The 16169-nt window shown below is 34.6% G+C and carries 11 protein-coding genes and 1 pseudogene; 7 read left to right on the top strand and 5 right to left on the bottom strand.

Going from position 1 to position 16169, the window contains the following annotated elements; translation table 11 throughout:
• Positions 1-759: 759 nt before the first annotated feature.
• The 4 genes from ABXQ82_RS07820 to ABXQ82_RS07835 are packed head-to-tail and all read left to right on the top strand — an operon-like array spanning position 760 to position 5718.
• On the top strand, positions 760-2436 hold the full coding sequence (locus ABXQ82_RS07820) for a hypothetical protein (RefSeq protein WP_367057419.1): 1677 nt from the start codon (positions 760-762) through the stop codon (positions 2434-2436).
• A gap of 5 nt (positions 2437-2441) precedes the next feature.
• The gene (locus ABXQ82_RS07825; RefSeq protein WP_367057422.1) at positions 2442-3281 is read left to right on the top strand and encodes a hypothetical protein; all 840 of its coding nucleotides are present in this window, start codon (positions 2442-2444) and stop codon (positions 3279-3281) included.
• Positions 3282-3284: 3 nt separating this feature from the next.
• Entirely contained in the window at positions 3285-4673 is a 1389-nt protein-coding gene (locus ABXQ82_RS07830; RefSeq protein ID WP_367057425.1) for a DUF6339 family protein, read from the top strand.
• Positions 4648-5718 (top strand): PDDEXK nuclease domain-containing protein, encoded by a 1071-nt coding sequence (locus ABXQ82_RS07835; protein ID WP_367057428.1) that lies wholly within the window; start codon positions 4648-4650, stop codon positions 5716-5718. Before ABXQ82_RS07830 ends, ABXQ82_RS07835 begins: the two co-directional genes overlap by 26 nt.
• Positions 5719-5868: 150 nt before the next feature.
• On the opposite strand, the pseudogene ltrA reads toward ABXQ82_RS07835, so the two are convergent.
• A pseudogene (ltrA, locus tag ABXQ82_RS07840) lies at positions 5869-7239 on the bottom strand (group II intron reverse transcriptase/maturase).
• A gap of 807 nt (positions 7240-8046) precedes the next feature.
• On the opposite strand from ltrA, the gene ABXQ82_RS07845 reads away from it, so the two are divergent.
• The 3 genes from ABXQ82_RS07845 to ABXQ82_RS07855 all read left to right on the top strand — a co-directional run bounded on the left by ABXQ82_RS07845 (position 8047) and on the right by ABXQ82_RS07855 (position 10372).
• Entirely contained in the window at positions 8047-8508 is a 462-nt protein-coding gene (locus tag ABXQ82_RS07845) for a mobile mystery protein A (RefSeq protein WP_144118200.1), read from the top strand.
• Positions 8499-9107: a mobile mystery protein B gene (locus ABXQ82_RS07850; protein WP_367057432.1), complete on the top strand. Its 609-nt coding sequence runs from the start codon at positions 8499-8501 to the stop codon at positions 9105-9107. Before ABXQ82_RS07845 ends, ABXQ82_RS07850 begins: the two co-directional genes overlap by 10 nt.
• A gap of 752 nt (positions 9108-9859) precedes the next feature.
• Positions 9860-10372 (top strand): transposase, encoded by a 513-nt coding sequence (locus tag ABXQ82_RS07855; protein ID WP_367057435.1) that lies wholly within the window; start codon positions 9860-9862, stop codon positions 10370-10372.
• A gap of 154 nt (positions 10373-10526) precedes the next feature.
• On the opposite strand, the gene ABXQ82_RS07860 is transcribed toward ABXQ82_RS07855, so the two are convergent.
• The 4 genes from ABXQ82_RS07860 to ABXQ82_RS07875 all read right to left on the bottom strand — a co-directional run bounded on the left by ABXQ82_RS07860 (position 10527) and on the right by ABXQ82_RS07875 (position 16096).
• Positions 10527-11105: an OsmC family protein gene (locus ABXQ82_RS07860; protein WP_367057438.1), complete on the bottom strand. Its 579-nt coding sequence runs from the start codon at positions 11103-11105 to the stop codon at positions 10527-10529.
• Positions 11106-11124: 19 nt separating this feature from the next.
• A complete protein-coding gene (locus tag ABXQ82_RS07865; RefSeq protein ID WP_367057440.1) occupies positions 11125-11673 on the bottom strand; it encodes a hypothetical protein in 549 nt (182 codons plus the stop codon).
• Between the two features lie 266 nt (positions 11674-11939).
• Positions 11940-12845: a hypothetical protein gene (locus ABXQ82_RS07870; RefSeq protein WP_367057442.1), complete on the bottom strand. Its 906-nt coding sequence runs from the start codon at positions 12843-12845 to the stop codon at positions 11940-11942.
• Between the two features lie 128 nt (positions 12846-12973).
• The gene (locus ABXQ82_RS07875; RefSeq protein WP_367057444.1) at positions 12974-16096 is read right to left on the bottom strand and encodes a T9SS type A sorting domain-containing protein; all 3123 of its coding nucleotides are present in this window, start codon (positions 16094-16096) and stop codon (positions 12974-12976) included.
• Positions 16097-16169 lie beyond the last annotated feature (73 nt).

Consider the following 16169-nt stretch of genomic DNA (forward strand, 5'->3'; position numbering starts at 1 on the left):
CTTTTTTGGCCACAACTGCCATAATACCTTTTTGTCTCTTTACGGAGGAATTCCAGATCTAAAACCGATGATAGCCTGCGGTAAAAATTGTCCCGCGGAACCCGAGCGCTCAACTGGAAACTGTTGAACAGCTTTTCTTGAAATATCTTGTTGCCTTGCATATGTTAATATACGAAATTTCTGTATATTTACCAAAACGTTGTGCAACAGGCACACCGTGTAAAAATAATTGCTCGGGCAACTGCATATCTGGAAAATTCCTGCGGAATTTTCTCTGGCTCGATTTTGTTTGCTAAATTAGCGGCTTAATCACGCAACTATCATTACACGCGGCTCGTTCTCTGCAAGCTAAAGCCAGCCGCATATTTTAGCACTTTCGGTTTCTGCCAACGCTAAATTCCAACGCTCTAAAAACCAAAAGAGCTAAAATCCCCAACGCTGAAGGAGTAATATGTACTATATTTTCTATTTTATAGTAAATAATTATATATTTGCAACTATAAAATAACGGAAATCTAAAATAATGGATAATTCTGAACTAAAAAAAGACCGTTTTAAACGAGTTGCATCTCGGAGAGTTGATAATATTCTCAAAGGAATAAGAAGTCTTTCTAAATGTTCGAATACTAATAATTACGAATACAACGAAGAGGATTTGAACAAAATGTTAAAAGCTATTAAAGAAGAAATTAAGACTATGGAAACTATCTACAAGAAAAATTTAAGCAACAATAACGACACATTTAATTTCTAAAAACTATGAAGTGGAATTTTAACGAATTAAGACCTGGAGACGAGAAACAAGGAATTAGAGATGGAGATATGTCTGATTTTAGTAAAACGCACTACAAGTCTGTTGTAAGGGAAAGTATTCAAAATTCTCTTGATGCAAGAAGTGATTATAGCAAACCAGTTATTGTAGACTTTTCGTTTAAGACATACCAAAAAGGATTTCTTGAAAACTTTGCAACTATTGAAGAACATATCAAAGAATGTTTTGAATACGCAAATAATGATGATGATTTAGAGTTCCTATCCACTATGATAGAAAGTTTTCAGAACAAAACTGAATATGAATCTATGGAAATTTCCGATTATAATACACTAGGTATGGAAATAGACAGTTCGTATGATTCATTTGCAAATTCAAGAAATATCTCTAGTAAAAATTCAAAAGGCTCAGCAGGTTCAAAAGGGATGGGTAAGGCTGTATATTTTGCTTCTTCCTATTTGCATTCCATTTTGGTTTCTACCAAGTCAGTTCAAAATGACTTTATATTTCAAGGCATATCTAAAATTGCTACTCATAAGTTGGATGGTGTAGAATATTCGCACAAAGGATTTTTTGGAAATGGAATGGAAGCCACACAAAATGAACTTGATATTCCTAAAAAGTTTCAAAGAAGTGAAACGGGTACATCTATTTATATAATCGGACTTAAACCAGACGAAGATAGAACTGAAGAAATGACCAAAGAATTGTTAGCCAATTTTTGGCTTGCAATCTATGAAGATGACCTTATCGTTAAAATAGATGGCAAAGAATTTAATAGCAATACTATTTATGAAGAAATAAAATTGCGTTATGCAGAATTAGATGAATCTGGTCAGTACAATAAATTTCCCAATCCGCGACCATATTTTGAAACTTTTGAAGGTATTCAAAATACGCAGAAAGAATATACCGATAGCATTGATGTATTAGGTCAAGTCCGTTTGATATTGGCAAGAAATGTAAATTACCCTGGACGAATCGCATTTTACAGGAAATCTAAAATGTTAATTTATAAAGATTCCTCATACATCTACAAGGGATACTGTGGTCTTTTTATATGTGATGATGAAGAAGGTAATGAAATTCTTAAAAAATTGGAAAATGCCAAACACAATGAGTGGAATTCTGGAAATTGGGATAACCCTAAAGCAAATCAAGCTATCCGTTCTTATAGAAGTTTTGTACAAAAATGCGTTAGTGATTTCACAGAGGTTGAACAAGGTCTTGACATATCAATTCCTGAACTTGACAGACTTTTGGGAATAATGGAAACTGGCAAAACCAATGGTGGAGCGGCTTTGGATAATGGAAAGGTTAAAACAAAAGAAAAGCCTAAACCAATTAAACAAAAAACCATTCCTTCTGATAGAATTCCCAAAAACTTTAATTGGCTAAGATGTAAAGTTGAACCTATTCAAAACTCATTTGAATATATGGTTTCTATAAATTCAAAAGTGAAAGATAACAATGTCAGTTTTGAAGTGCTTGTTGGTTCAGATGACAAAAAAGGGAAAAACAAGGTTGACCTACTTTCTATATCAGATGGAACTTTTGAAAAGAACATTATTACCTTAAATTTAAAAAAAGGGTTAAACGAATTGTCTCTCATTCTAAAAGACAACTTAAAACACACCATTCGCTTAAAAGAATATAACAATTAGAGCCTATGAAAATTAGTGGTTACAAATTTGGACATCCCGTTTTTGGTCTTGAAGATTATTATGATTTTAGACCTGAAGTAGCTGTTGAACAAAAAATTGAAGATGGACATCTAATTATTACATCTTCAAATTTTGAACTCGGAGACAACCAAAAACTGAAAGAACTTCTAAATAATGATGTTGCAAGTATTGTTACAGAGGTTTTCTGCACTTACACAATGTATAGAAAAAGTTTCTTTTCTAAAGATGGAATTAATGTTCGTGTTCCTTTAGAAAACCTAAAAAACAAACTAGAAATACTCTATTTTATCATTGCAAATGAACAACTTGATAATTATACCAATGATGCTGTAAAGCCAAGTTTAAGAAACCAATCTTTTTTTGTTGAAAAAGGAGATATTCTTGGGTTGCTTGGAGAGGAAATTCTAACATTAGATGTTTCTACATCTATGGATAGCATTGTAAAAATCAGAAAAAGCGATAACAATCAAACACATACTTTTTCTTGGAATGAATCAAGCATCATAATCAATCTTCCACCTAAACAACATACAAAGCTAAACAAGTTCAAAGCAAGTTTAGAGTACCAAAAAATACTGGTTTCCTCAGTTTTACAATCTGCACTTATTCACGCCTGCTACAAATTAAAGGCAGATAGTCAATATTCAGAAAAAAATTGGCATAAAGCACTTTTAATCCATTGGCAGAATTATAATAAACAAAGTGAATCACCTTCAGTAGAAGAAATTCCAGAATTTGTGGAACATTTACTTAAAAAGCCATTTGGGCTTTTAATTGATACCATTGAAGAAGTTGACCATAAAATTAGAAACATCCAAGAATAACAAATGAATTATAAAATATTTAAATCGAGTTTAGTTGGAGAGTTTCTAGATAAATTAAATCAAGAGGAAACTGGTTTTATACAACTATATGATAATCAAGAAGAATTTTTATATCCTTTTGAGGAATCTGATATTCTAGAATCCAACATTCCTGTACATAATGAGAATTTAGGAGAGAAAATGCTAAACACACTTAACTCTCATCAAAACGATAATCAAACAGCAGATTTTGAGTGTGCTAAAATTCTTTATGAAGATTTAAATTTAACACCTGCACAAGCAGGCAATGCAGATTTCTGGAACTACTTGCATCATTTTGATATGTATAAATACATTCATCAAAGATGGAAAAACCAAGGCAATATTCATACACACATTAAACGTCATTGGCTGTTAAACCTTACTTCACAGAAACACTTAATTAACTTCCCTTTAACTACATTGTGGTGGTCAATACACTTAACGATAGATGAAACAAGAGAAGATAAATATGAGTTAAGCAAAGTTTATTTCAGTAATAACCGTTTCAGAACGGTAAGTCTTGGTGGAATGTCTTTTGTACGTCATAAACCAGCAATCTTGAGCGTTTTGGAATTTATGAAAAACCATCGTGAAGAATTAACAAGGACGACTAATTATACTGATTTAGGAGATGAGATTTCAAAGTTTATAAACCTTTTAGGCGGAACAAAACCATTGTCCTTTTTTGATAGAGAGTGGTTTACAGCAAAATTAAAAGAGAGGTTTAAAATGGGAGAGGAGAGCTCTGAAAACGACTATGGAGAATTGATTAGTGAAATCGAACAAAATGAAAAGGTGCTTTGCTATTATTGCCTAAACAATACAGGAAATCCTAACTATATGGTTGCTGACGTTAAAAGAGATGATTTTGATTATTGTATTGAAATAAATGGAGCAAATCGTAACGGTTATCTTTTACATTTTTATGCTGAAGGAAAAATTAAAAAAACAAAAATTGATTCTGCATTACTAGATAAGAGCCGAAATCAAATGTATTCAAACGGTAAATGTAATAATTTAAATTTGGTCGGAGTAAAAATCGTATCAACTGATGTACTGTTTGGTATAGCCTATTCAAAAAATGGTACTACCAAATTTAAGGCTATGGACGGAAGTGATTCATCTATATTCAGAAATGACAATAACAGCCTTCATCAAGAAGGAAAAAAGATATTATATAGCAGAGACTATCAAGAAATAAAATATAAACTTCTTCCCTATTCTATCAAGGAAGATTTAGGAACTTTAGTTCAAGGCCCTTTAGGTAAAGGAGCAGATATTACAAATAACTATCACTCGGACAAATGGACAGTTTTAAAACCTTTTTGGAAACAATTAATGAAAGATGAGCAACAAGAACTCTTTAAATAAAAAATTCTTTTCCCAAATTGTAGATTTATTACAATCTGCGAGAAACAAGGTAGTGCGTACTGTCAACCAAACAATGGTTCTGACCTACTTTGAAATAGGCAGAATGTTAGTGGAAGAAGAACAAGGAGGAAAAGAAAGAGCAGAATACGGTAAAGAGCTTCTTAAAGGACTTTCAAGAGTACTTACACAAGAATTTGGTAAGGGATTTTCGGTAAAGAATCTTGAACGAATGAGAACATTCTATCAGATTTATGGAAAATCGTCAACGCTGTTGTCGAAATCTGAAAATCTCAAAAATACAGTTTCTGAGACAACATTTCAAGAAGTTAAACAAAATGAATTTGTATTAAGCTGGTCGCATTATCTAAAATTGATGCGAATTGATAATGAAAACGAACGCAAATTTTATGAGATAGAATCCTTAAAAAATAATTGGAGTGTTAGAGAACTAAATCGTCAATACGATTCAGCATTATATACAAGGCTTGTTTTGAGCAGAGATAAAGACAAAGTAAAAGAACTTTCGGAAAAAGGACTTATTCTTGAAAAAGCTAAGGATGCTGTAAAAGACCCATACATTTTGGAATTTTTAGGACTTCCAGAACACACAGAGTATTCAGAAAGTCAACTAGAACAAGAAATAATTGACAAACTTGAGCATTTTTTACTGGAGCTTGGTAACGGATTTACCTTTGTAGCAAGACAAAAGAGAATTTCTTTAGACGACACTCATTTTAGGATTGACTTGGTATTCTATAATCGGATTTTGAAATGTTTCGTGCTGATTGACCTAAAAATAGGAGAACTAAAACATCAAGACCTCGGACAGATGCAGATGTATGTGAACTATTACGACAGAGAAATAAAATTGGAAGATGAAAATAACACAATCGGAATCGTACTATGCCAAAACAAAAGGGAATCCGTTGTTGAATATACTTTGCCTGAAAATAACGAACAGATTTTTGCGAGTAAATATCAAACCGTTTTACCGAGTAAAGAAGAATTGAAATTAATAATAACAGAGCGGAATAGCCAACGCTAAAAGCCATACACATTTGCAATTCGCTACAGCCACCACACAAGCCAAAAATTGCAAAAGAGTATGTCTTTTGCCAACGCTACAAACAGAAGGGAAGAAAGCCAGCAGAGAATCGAGTAGACGGCTCTGCCAGTAACTGACAGAGTGCGCCTCTCACACCACCGAGCGTACGGGTCTCGTACTCGGCGGTTCGCAAAAAGATGGGTTGAGTTCTGTGCAAACATCCAACAATGACCGGTAGCCTCGCCGTTTGAAACGTTTGGGCGCGATAGTGGTTATCAAAATGGGAGATTGGGCAACCGCCCAACCGCCTTTCCGAGTTCTGCTCCACGCATAGGCATGGTCTTGGTCAACTCCCAATCGAATCAGGTTTTTCCTTTTGCGTTCCCTCGCGCCAGCTGGCTCATTCACTAAAATAGTCCACCGTACTATTTCTTAACGTTCTGCCCTCCAATGGTGCCATATACAATAGCGTAAGCGATTGCGCAACCAGCCATCCAGTTCTTTGAGTTTGCCGTAGATATTTGTGCCTCGAAAATAGTTTAACCATCCTCGTTGTACTTCTTTTATCTTGGCTATGCGCTCATTAAATGACATGGGTCTGGTTTTGCAGGTTATCGCTTTTACGTTTGCTTTCAAACGTTTCCATGCTTTTTCTCTTACCACCAATTGATATTTTCCCTTATCGCCCTTTTTATACGTTGGAACGAACCCAAAGCCAAGAATAGTGAATTGAACAGGTTTCCTTATGCCACTCTTCTCTCGATTTATCGTGAGCTTGAGTTTTGTTTTCAGGAAGTCCGCAATGATTTTCATCGTAGTTTCTGCTTCACTTTTCCCTTTCGTATAAATACTAAAATCATCAGCATAACGTACAAACCGAAGCTTTCGCCTTGTTAGTTCCTTATCCAACTCATTGAGAAGGATATTTGATAACAACGGACTGAGTGGAGAGCCTTGTGGCACACCCTTTCTTCGCTTTTGAAGTTTGCCATTGATTTGAATGGGTACGCGGAACCATTTGCGTATAAGGCCAAGCGTGGTTGGGCATTTTACCTTTTGGTAAAGTAAGTTAAGAAGCAAACAGTGGTCTACCTCGTCAAAGAATGTCTTTAGGTCTATATCTATTATAAACGTATAGCCCTCATGGATATATTCCAACGCTTTGCCAACTGCTTGACGGGCGTTTTTATGAGGGCGAAATCCGTAGCTACAAACGCTAAATTCATGCTCGTATTTGGGCATCAGATATTGTGATACCGCTTGTTGGAGTAACCGCTCGGTTACAGTTGGAATTCCTAAAAGTCGGGTTTTACCTTCTCCTTTAGGTATTTCAACACCTAGAATGGGTCCAGGCAAGTACGTGTTTTCCTTTATGGATTGCAGCATGGATAGTTTATGTTCTCGGAAATAATCCGAAAGCCCGTCTGTTCTCTTTCCATCAATCCCTGCGCTGCCCTTATTAGCTATGACTTGCCTAAGTGCTTTTTGCAGGTTGTAAGGATGTAATACCTGTTCTATCATTCTTGGCCTGCTCATAATTTAACCTGTTCTTGTTTCGAGGGGCTATCTACCTAAGTGGGTTCCTTCCCGAATTAAGAACCATTTTACGTTCGGCCCTTCCTCTGTTTGTGGGACCTCCGAGGTTTTTATCGGCTCGTTGCTACAAAGTACTATGACCTCTGCTGACTTCTCCGTTTTGCCAACTCGTGGCTTCGGAGACCTCCCCAGGTAAGAACATCTTCCCCGCCACGCCTTTTGGCGTGGTTTCACTCGATCCCTGCCGTATCTACATAAACGCACTTTTGTAATCTTTGGGCGTTACAATGATCCCGAAAAACGGGACAAGTCGTGCTTGCTTACCCATGCAGTTATGCCTCTTATACGGTTTCTGTTCGTCAGTACCGAGTTTTGTAGTCCTGCTTTCTTCAGTTCCAACCTCACGGTTGACAACCTTGCAGCTTACTAATGGTCCAAGGCGTTACCCATGCCCATAAGGGACTTGCACCCTCTAGATTAATTATTTACCCTTCGGTAAATAAACGATGCCCATAATGGGCACACACAATGGCTATAAGTAATTGCTTGTTCCCGCCTACTTCTGAAAATCCCAGCGGATTTTCAGTTTGGTGTGTACTTGCAAAGTTAAGTGCTAACCCACGCAACTACTCATAGCCGAGACCGTTGGCTTTAATTTAAAGAACAACCATAAGTAAACATTTAAGTTTACTTTTTTATTTTTTTGTAAACTTATATGTTGACTTTTTTATATATTTGTAAACACAAAAGTTTACATTGTTTATGTTTTGTAAACTTAAATATTTACAAAAAATGAGAAATAAGCGAAAACTTTTAATCGAACAATTGGACCAAAAGCTACAACCATTCTCTGAAAGCAGAAAGGTCCTGGTCCCAGAACGTGGATGGATAAATACTATTCGAACTGCACTTAATATGACTATGGCCCAACTTGGTGCTAAACTAAATATTACAAGACAAGGCGTAAAAAGAATTGAGGAAAGTGAGGCTAATGGCACGATAACACTCAATTCTTTAAAAGATGTTGCCATGGCTCTGGATTTAAAATTGGTATATGCCCTGGTCCCAAAAAATGAGACCATAGACGATTTAATACAGAAAAAAGCAGATAAACTGGCCCAAAAAATAGTATTACGGACCAATCAAAATATGAAATTAGAGGACCAAGGGATTGGAGATGACAAGATAGCCAAAACCATAAAGGAACTTGCTAATGAAATAAAACGAGAAATGAGAAAGTCATTATGGGATTAGAATTCGTTTACAAAGATGGACAAACACCTTTAGAAGAAGAAGAAGAAGAAAAGGATGGTCTTAAAATAAAATCAATTACGACTCAAGGAGAGTTGGATGAATTTGAGCAACTGAACATTGAAAAAGCTGTCGAATGGACTATTCACACAAATTTGAAACCTGAAAATATTTTGACAGAAAAGTTTGTTAAAGACTTACATAAAAAAATGTATGGTGATGTATGGAAATGGGCTGGTGAATTTAGAAGAACTGAAAAAAACATCGGAATTCCATGGACAAAAATTGGGCTTGAATTAAAAAATTTACTGGACGACACCAAATATTGGATAAAAAACAAAACCTTTCCACCAGAAGAAATAGCAATTAGATTCAAACATCGAATAGTATCTATTCATTGTTTCCCAAATGGAAATGGAAGACACTCAAGAATGATGGCGGACATAATTATGGAATCAATATTTGGAAATGAAATATTTTCGTGGCATCAGTCTAATATGGTAAAAGCTAACGAAATTAGAAAAGAGTACATTAATGCATTGAAAGAAGCTGACAATGGAAATGTTAAACCACTAATTGAATTTGCAAAGTCGAGTAGGTAAAGGGGAGTCTCACCCCTAAACCTCTCACAGAACCGGATCCCGAAGAAAAATCGGGACAAGCTGTGATAGTCTCCCATCATACGGCTCTTCAAGACCTAAACTTTGTGTGTATCACACAAAATCCGCAGAATTAAGCAAATCTTCCTCCGTAGAGTTGTAAGTATTAATTCTTAAAATGGTCTTGCTAACCCCTTTGCTCGACTAAAGTTTCCTATAGCCTACCTTGGATACTTCTCGCTACTACGGGTTAGTCCGCCACTCCTATTGTGTATTGGTACTCTTGGGCTTGCCCTTCGGGATTATGCCGTTCTTCCTTAACACCACAAAAGAAGTTTCTCCTGTTACGTAATTGAGCCGTAAGCAGAGTTCTTGCCCTCTATATGCCGGTTGCCACTTGACCAATAACCAGGTTACACTCGCCAAGTTTTATCCCGCAAGACCGCCCATCCCTCGATTTTGACAACGCTAAAGTTGTTTACAGCCTGCCCCGTACTTGATACGGGGACACTTCTACAAGGGTTCAATCTCTTCTCTTTCAGCTCCTCTGCTCCCACCATAGCATCCTACTCACAATACAAAAATGGTAGTGCCTTTGACCTTATCGCTCAAGACCAAGCCCTGATAAGCTAAGCACCATAAGGCGGTTTGACCGGTATGCCCATACATCCCAACCGAGAGACCAATTCCCATTCTTTGTCCTTTGCGTGAGACCATCTTGGTTTGCTATACCAAACTCGTTTCTGAACAAAATAATGAGGCCCTCATCTCAATTACAGTTATGTTACTTGTTTGTCAATGAACTTAATCATATCTTGTATCCCCAAGTAACGCAGGACACACAACAGTACAAAACAAACCAATGCAAATCTTGCCCCGTGAGGGACTTGTGCACAACTTCTAAAGTAAATGGAAAGGTGCTACAGCGCAGTGAATTTCAAAAATACATAGAAGAAAATGCGCAACAAGTCTTAAAAAACCCCAAGGCATATAAAAAAAGACAAGCTATTGTAGAGCACCCTTACGGAACCATAAAACGACAATGGGGCTTTAGCTATATCTCAACTAAAAAAACAACCCAAAGAGCAAGTGCAGATGTAGGGTTCATGTTCATAGCATATAACCTGAAAAGAATATGGAACATCCTGAAAACAAAGAAACAAACGCTTTTTAGAGCTATAAATATTCGTATGTTGCCTGTATTAGTTTTTTTAGGAGTTCCAGCTCTTTATTCCAGTCTTTATCAAAAAAAGCAAATTGCTATATAATAGTGTAGTAAAAAAAGTATTTTAGTACAAACTATCAAAAAACACGGAGGTTATTAGACGAACTGACGTTGGCAAACATTTTGAAAAATAAAATTTACAGAAATATTTACCAAAAATAGTGGTTGTGTTTAAAACTATCCATTAGAGAAAACTTTTAATTCCTATAATCAATATTTATTGGCAATCCTTTCTTTAAAGTTTGATATATAATGCAGCTTTTCTTAACAGCATTGACTAACATTTTCAGCCCTTTTGTATCTAAATCGTCAGATTCTAAATTAAAATCGATGTGCATGGACTGAAACTCAACTGGTGTTTCCATATTTAATCTTAGTGTTCCTCTTACATCAACAAAAGCTGATACTTTAACTCGTGTTTTTTTGAGTTTTATATTGTATCGGTTGGCAATCATTCGGGTTGTACTTTCCATACAAGAAGCCAAAGTAGCACAAAGCATATCCCCAGGATTCGGGTAGTCGTGATCGCCACCAACAGCCCTATGAACACCAATTTTAAAAGGCACTTTTAGTTCGGTGTTCATAGTAACAGTAGTTCTGAATGGATCATCAAGATGTTCTCCTAATACTTCGGCAGTATCGGTTATCCACGCTTTTTCTGGGTGCGTTTTATATAAGTCATTTAGCCTTAAATGTCTTTCATTAACCACAGAAGGGTTTTGAATCACCTTCATTTTCCTGAGGATATGCTTTCCAGCAAATTTTACAGTTTTCATTTTAGTTTTTTTTGAATATTTAAATCAATTTAAAATCCTCGTCAAACTTCAAGGTTCTCTTGTTTTTTCCTTTGCAAATCGTCACTTTATAGGATATAGCCGTACCAAAAAACTTAGTATAAGCCACGGTAACTTTGTTGCTTTTAATGATGAATAAAGGATTTTCGTTTAGAATCTTAATTCTAAGTGATAGAGGTAGTTTTATGTTTTTATAAGTCTCTAAGCTTTTGATTACCTCTCCTTTGTTGTTGAAAATAACATTAGCTCGAGAATGTTCTTTTTTGAAAGAGACATCATAGATAGCCTTTTCTGAATTGTCGTAGATGCTGTTTTTAGCAACGTTATATTGGGCAATTTCATTTTGAAGGGCTTTTATTTCTGATGAGAACTTTAGTCCTTTAGTTTCATTTGAATAACTAGCTTCCGGTGTGATATTTTTATCAGTTTCAGAAGAAGGCATAATTGTGTTGAAATCTATGTCACCTATTGTAGCCGTAAAACTTTCCATTTGAGCATTTGTTGTTGTCAATGCTAAGACACTTACGAATGTTAAGATTAAATTTTTCATGATACGTTTTGTTTAATTGTTATATGTCAAAAGTATTGCTAAACAGAGGCTTTGAGTTTTGTTAGAAGTTCAAGTTTTTTGCTTAAAAGTTCAAAGGATTTAAATAGAAGAGACTGTCTGAAAAGTGTCATTCTGAATGAATATGAAGAATCTGTAAAAAGTCAAAATATTGATAATTAGCATATTGAGATTCTTCGCTATCGCTCTGAATGACATTAAAGCCACTTTTCAGACAGCCTCTTTTTTGTAAACAATAGAAAAAATAACTAATTACATACTGTGTTAAAACTTATTTGAGCATCAACATCATCACTCCAAAGCAATGTACTATATGAAGCATCATCTACTTGAATACAAGAGAGTTCTTCATTATTTGTAATAGATAAATGCGTGATATTTTGATTAAATCCGTTTTTAAGATTTAAACTTGTTAACTCATTAAAATCACAATAAATAACTTGTAGATTTGTGTTGTGCGATACATCTATATTGGTTAAAAAGTTTCTATTTACTAGTACATATTTTAGTTCTGGATTATTACTAAAATCAATTGAAGTCAAGCTGTTGTCTTGACAGATAAACTCTTCTAAAAGTGGATTGTTGCTTACATCAACGCTTGATAAATTATTTGAATCCATCTTTATGTATTTAAGCATTGGATTGCCACTAATGTCTATTGTAGAAAGGCTATTATTACCTAGACTTAAATCTTCTAACTTTAGATTATTACTTAAGTCTATGTTGGTTAATTGGTTTTCGTGACAGTATAAAAAGTTTAATTCAGGATTGTTGGAAACATTTATATTGGTTAACTGATTTCCTTTACAATCAAGTTCTTCCAAAAATTCATTTCCAGACAAATCGAGTGTTGTCAAGAGATTGTCGTTACATAACAAGTATTTCAAATTCTTAAATCCTTCTATTCCTTGTAAATTTTCAATACCCTTTTCATCTACGTTTAAGCTTAATACTGCTTCTGCATCAGTTTTAAGAATATTTCCATTTAATCCATTAGTGTCTATACCCAAATCAATTAAGGCTTGTTCAAAATTTGCATCTGGTATTGCAATTTCATTGCTTACCGTTGTGATGTTGTTATCATCATCTTTACTACATGCGCTCATTAATATTGCGCATACCATTAAACCGAATAATTTCACTACTGATTTCATTTTTTTTCTGATTTTTAAATTTAATATTTGAATTTATTAAGAGTAGAAGAAAGCCACCATCATTACAATGATGGCTCTCACAGCTATTAATCGGGCTCTAAAAGCTACTCCATCTTTAAACTAGAGCACTATCTTACAATCAATTTCTTAGTGATTGCTCCTGAATTATTTTGGATATTAACCACATACATTCCTGAAGGAATTTCTTGTATTGAAACTGACTGATTTGGATTAATAGTTTGCCTTTGGATTTGACGACCATTAATATCGTAAACTGTTATTTCGGTGTCTTCTTGAAGTCCTTTTATTTGAAACTGATGTGTTGCGGGATTTGGATACAGCGATACAGAATCAAGTTCAGAAGCTTCACCTATACCGAGCGTAGCTCCACAATCTTCATTGAAGCTTGTTTGAGCGTCAATGTTAACCCAATTGGATTCGCTATAGATAACATCGTCTACAGAGACACAAAATAGCTCTGGATTACTCATAGTGTCAAACGTAGCTATGAGTTCGTTGTTTCCATTTCTAATGTCAAGCTCATTGAGCGAATTGTTTCTACAGTATAAGACTATAAGGTTTGTGTTTTGACTTAAATCCAATGTTTCCAACTGATTATTAGCACAATACAATTCACTCAAATTGTTATTGTTGCTCAAGTCTATGTTAGTTAGTTGATTTGAGGCAAATGATAATGCACTTAAATTAGAATTTTGTGATAGGTCTAAATCTGTTAATTGATTATTGCTACAATTAAGTGCTTGAAGGTTTGTTAAGTTACTTACATCTAACGCGGACAACTGGTTATCTGCACAAAACAAAAGCGTTAGGTTGGTAAAACCTTCAATGCCTTGTAGACTTTGAATGCTATTGGATTCTACATCTAAAACTTCAACAGCTTCAGCATCATATAAACGTATATTGCCTGTTAAACCATTAGTATCGTAGCCCAAGTTTATCAAAGCCTGTTCAAAGTTTACATCTGGTATTGGAATCAATGGTGAACAATCTTCACTAAAACTGGTTTGAACATCAATATTAGTCCAATTGGCTTCGCTATAGGCTACATCATCAACAGTTATACAAGTAAGTTCTGGATTATTTGTGGTGATAAATATATCAATGATGCCATTATTGCCATTACTTACATTGAGCCTGTTAAGTGCATTATTAGAGCATTGTATATTCTGTAAATCTGGATTCTGTACCAAATTAAGTTCGCTCAATTGATTGTTATTACTAACCATTTCAACTAAATCAACACTATCACTTACATCTAAAAATGTCAATAAATTGTTTTGTATATATAATACAAGCAAATTGCTTAGACCGTCAATGTTTACTGAAGTAAGATTGTTACTAGACGCGTGCAACTGTGCTAGACTAGGATTGTTAGAAGCATCTAATGTGCTTAATTGATTGTTATTGCATTCTAAAACGAGTAACAAGGGATTATTTGAAACATCTATATTGGTTAACTGGTTGTTATTTACTCTTAAAAATTCAAGCAAGACATTGTTTTGGTGAACATGCAATGATGTGAGGTTATTATTTTCTGCATTAAGTTCCTTTAGTTTAGGATTGCCAACTAAATTCAAACTCGTTATAGCGTTGAAATTACAATTTAATGTCTCCAAATTTTCAAATGCCTCTATACCTTCTAAGCTTGAAATATTTCTGTTGTTTACAGCTAGATTTATGATGGATTGCGCTTCATAAAGAAACATGTTGCCATTCAGTCCGTTGCTGTCATGACCTAAATCGATTAAAGCTTGTTCAAAATTAACATCTGGAATTGGTACTGTAGAAGTACAATCTTCACTAAAAACGGTTTGCGCATCAATATCTGTCCAGTTGGTTGTACTTGCCGAAACATCATCAACTTCAATACAATGCAAATCTGGATTATTCAACGCACTAAAGAATATCACATTAAAGTTGTTTCCATTCCTTACATTCAATGTGTGCAATTGATTGTCATCGCACAGCAAAGAATCTAATGCACTATTACTACTTAAATCCAGTACTGCAATTTGATTGTTAAAGCAGTTTAAAGATTCTAGTTGAAGATTACTGCTTAAATCCAAACTTGTTAACTGATTGTTACGGCAGTTTAAAGTTATAAGATTTGTATTTGAACTAAGGTCTAAACTAGTTATGTTGTTATCATGACATCGTAAAAGTGTGATATTGATAAATGCTTGGATACCTTCTATACTTGAAATGTTTTTATTGTTTACATCTAACTGAGTGACAGCCTCTGCTTCAAGCCTCAAAATGTTTCCGTTTAAGCCGTTTGTGTCGTAACCTAAATCTATTAAGGCTTGTTCAAAATTTGTATCTGGTATAGGAATAGTGGTACCACAATTTTCACTAAAAAAGGATTGTGTATCAATATTAGCCCAATTGTTATTACTGTATGCTACATCATCGACTTGAATACAGGTTAAATTTGGATTTAAAAGTGCTGTAAAAAACTCAAAATTGCTGTTGTTCCCATTCTGAAGATTCAAATACGTTAATTCATTAGCGTTACAATGTAGTCTGGTAAGTGCGCTATTATTGGCAACACCCAATGTTATAAGATTATTCTCTTGACATTGTAATTCCTCTAGACTTACTACACCATTAACGTTCAATTCTATTAAGTCGTTGTCATAACAATAAAGAACTTCGAGATTAACGTTATTAGTAACATTTAAAGTTGACAACCCATTGCTATGGCAATACAAAGTTTGTAGCTGGATATTATTGCTAACATCTATAGACTCCAAATTATTAAATGGTACTATTAGTGATGTTAATGACAGACAATTGCTTACGTCAATATTTGTTAGTGCATTTGCAGTTGCCAGTATATTAGTTAAGGCAGTATTAAATGTAAGGTCTAAATTTAAAAGTTCGTTGTTTGAAAAATCTAAATATTCTAACAACGTGTTAGCACTTAAATCTATACTCTGCAAATTGTTATTGCTTACTACTAAAGTGTTGAGGTTTACAAACCCTTCAATCCCTGTTAAGTCATTGATGTTTTTGTTATTTAATGATAGATTAATAACGGCTTGAGCCTCGCTTTCAAGAATATTGCCATTAAGTCCGTTAGAGTCAATATTGGCATCAATAAGCGCTTGCTCAAAATTAGTGTCTGGAATGGCAATAGTTTGAGAAAACATATTGCTGATTGATAGTAATAGCACTAAACCTATTAGCGCTGATTTTTTAACTGAATTGTTTTGTAATACTTTTTTCATGACGGAATAGTTTTTAAATTACTCGTCAAAAGTATCTTAGAAATGAAGCTCAGGGTTTTCCTAAAAGTTCAAA

Origin of the sequence: Algibacter sp. 2305UL17-15 (assembly GCF_040720935.1) — a bacterium.
Classification (GTDB): domain Bacteria; phylum Bacteroidota; class Bacteroidia; order Flavobacteriales; family Flavobacteriaceae; genus Jejuia.

What these genes read in the sequence shown, in the direction of transcription:
- ABXQ82_RS07820 (WP_367057419.1), top strand. Translation starts at nt 760, where the DNA reads ATGAAGTGGAATTTTAACGAATTAAGACCTGGAGACGAGAAACAAGGA.
- ABXQ82_RS07825 (WP_367057422.1), top strand. Translation starts at nt 2,442, where the DNA reads ATGAAAATTAGTGGTTACAAATTTGGACATCCCGTTTTTGGTCTTGAA.
- ABXQ82_RS07830 (WP_367057425.1), top strand. Translation starts at nt 3,285, where the DNA reads ATGAATTATAAAATATTTAAATCGAGTTTAGTTGGAGAGTTTCTAGAT.
- ABXQ82_RS07835 (WP_367057428.1), top strand. Translation starts at nt 4,648, where the DNA reads ATGAGCAACAAGAACTCTTTAAATAAAAAATTCTTTTCCCAAATTGTA.
- ABXQ82_RS07845 (WP_144118200.1), top strand. Translation starts at nt 8,047, where the DNA reads ATGAGAAATAAGCGAAAACTTTTAATCGAACAATTGGACCAAAAGCTA.
- ABXQ82_RS07850 (WP_367057432.1), top strand. Translation starts at nt 8,499, where the DNA reads ATGGGATTAGAATTCGTTTACAAAGATGGACAAACACCTTTAGAAGAA.
- ABXQ82_RS07855 (WP_367057435.1), top strand. Translation starts at nt 9,860, where the DNA reads ATGAGGCCCTCATCTCAATTACAGTTATGTTACTTGTTTGTCAATGAA.
- ABXQ82_RS07860 (WP_367057438.1), bottom strand. Translation starts at nt 11,105, where the DNA reads ATGAAAACTGTAAAATTTGCTGGAAAGCATATCCTCAGGAAAATGAAG.
- ABXQ82_RS07865 (WP_367057440.1), bottom strand. Translation starts at nt 11,673, where the DNA reads ATGAAAAATTTAATCTTAACATTCGTAAGTGTCTTAGCATTGACAACA.
- ABXQ82_RS07870 (WP_367057442.1), bottom strand. Translation starts at nt 12,845, where the DNA reads ATGAAATCAGTAGTGAAATTATTCGGTTTAATGGTATGCGCAATATTA.
- ABXQ82_RS07875 (WP_367057444.1), bottom strand. Translation starts at nt 16,096, where the DNA reads ATGAAAAAAGTATTACAAAACAATTCAGTTAAAAAATCAGCGCTAATA.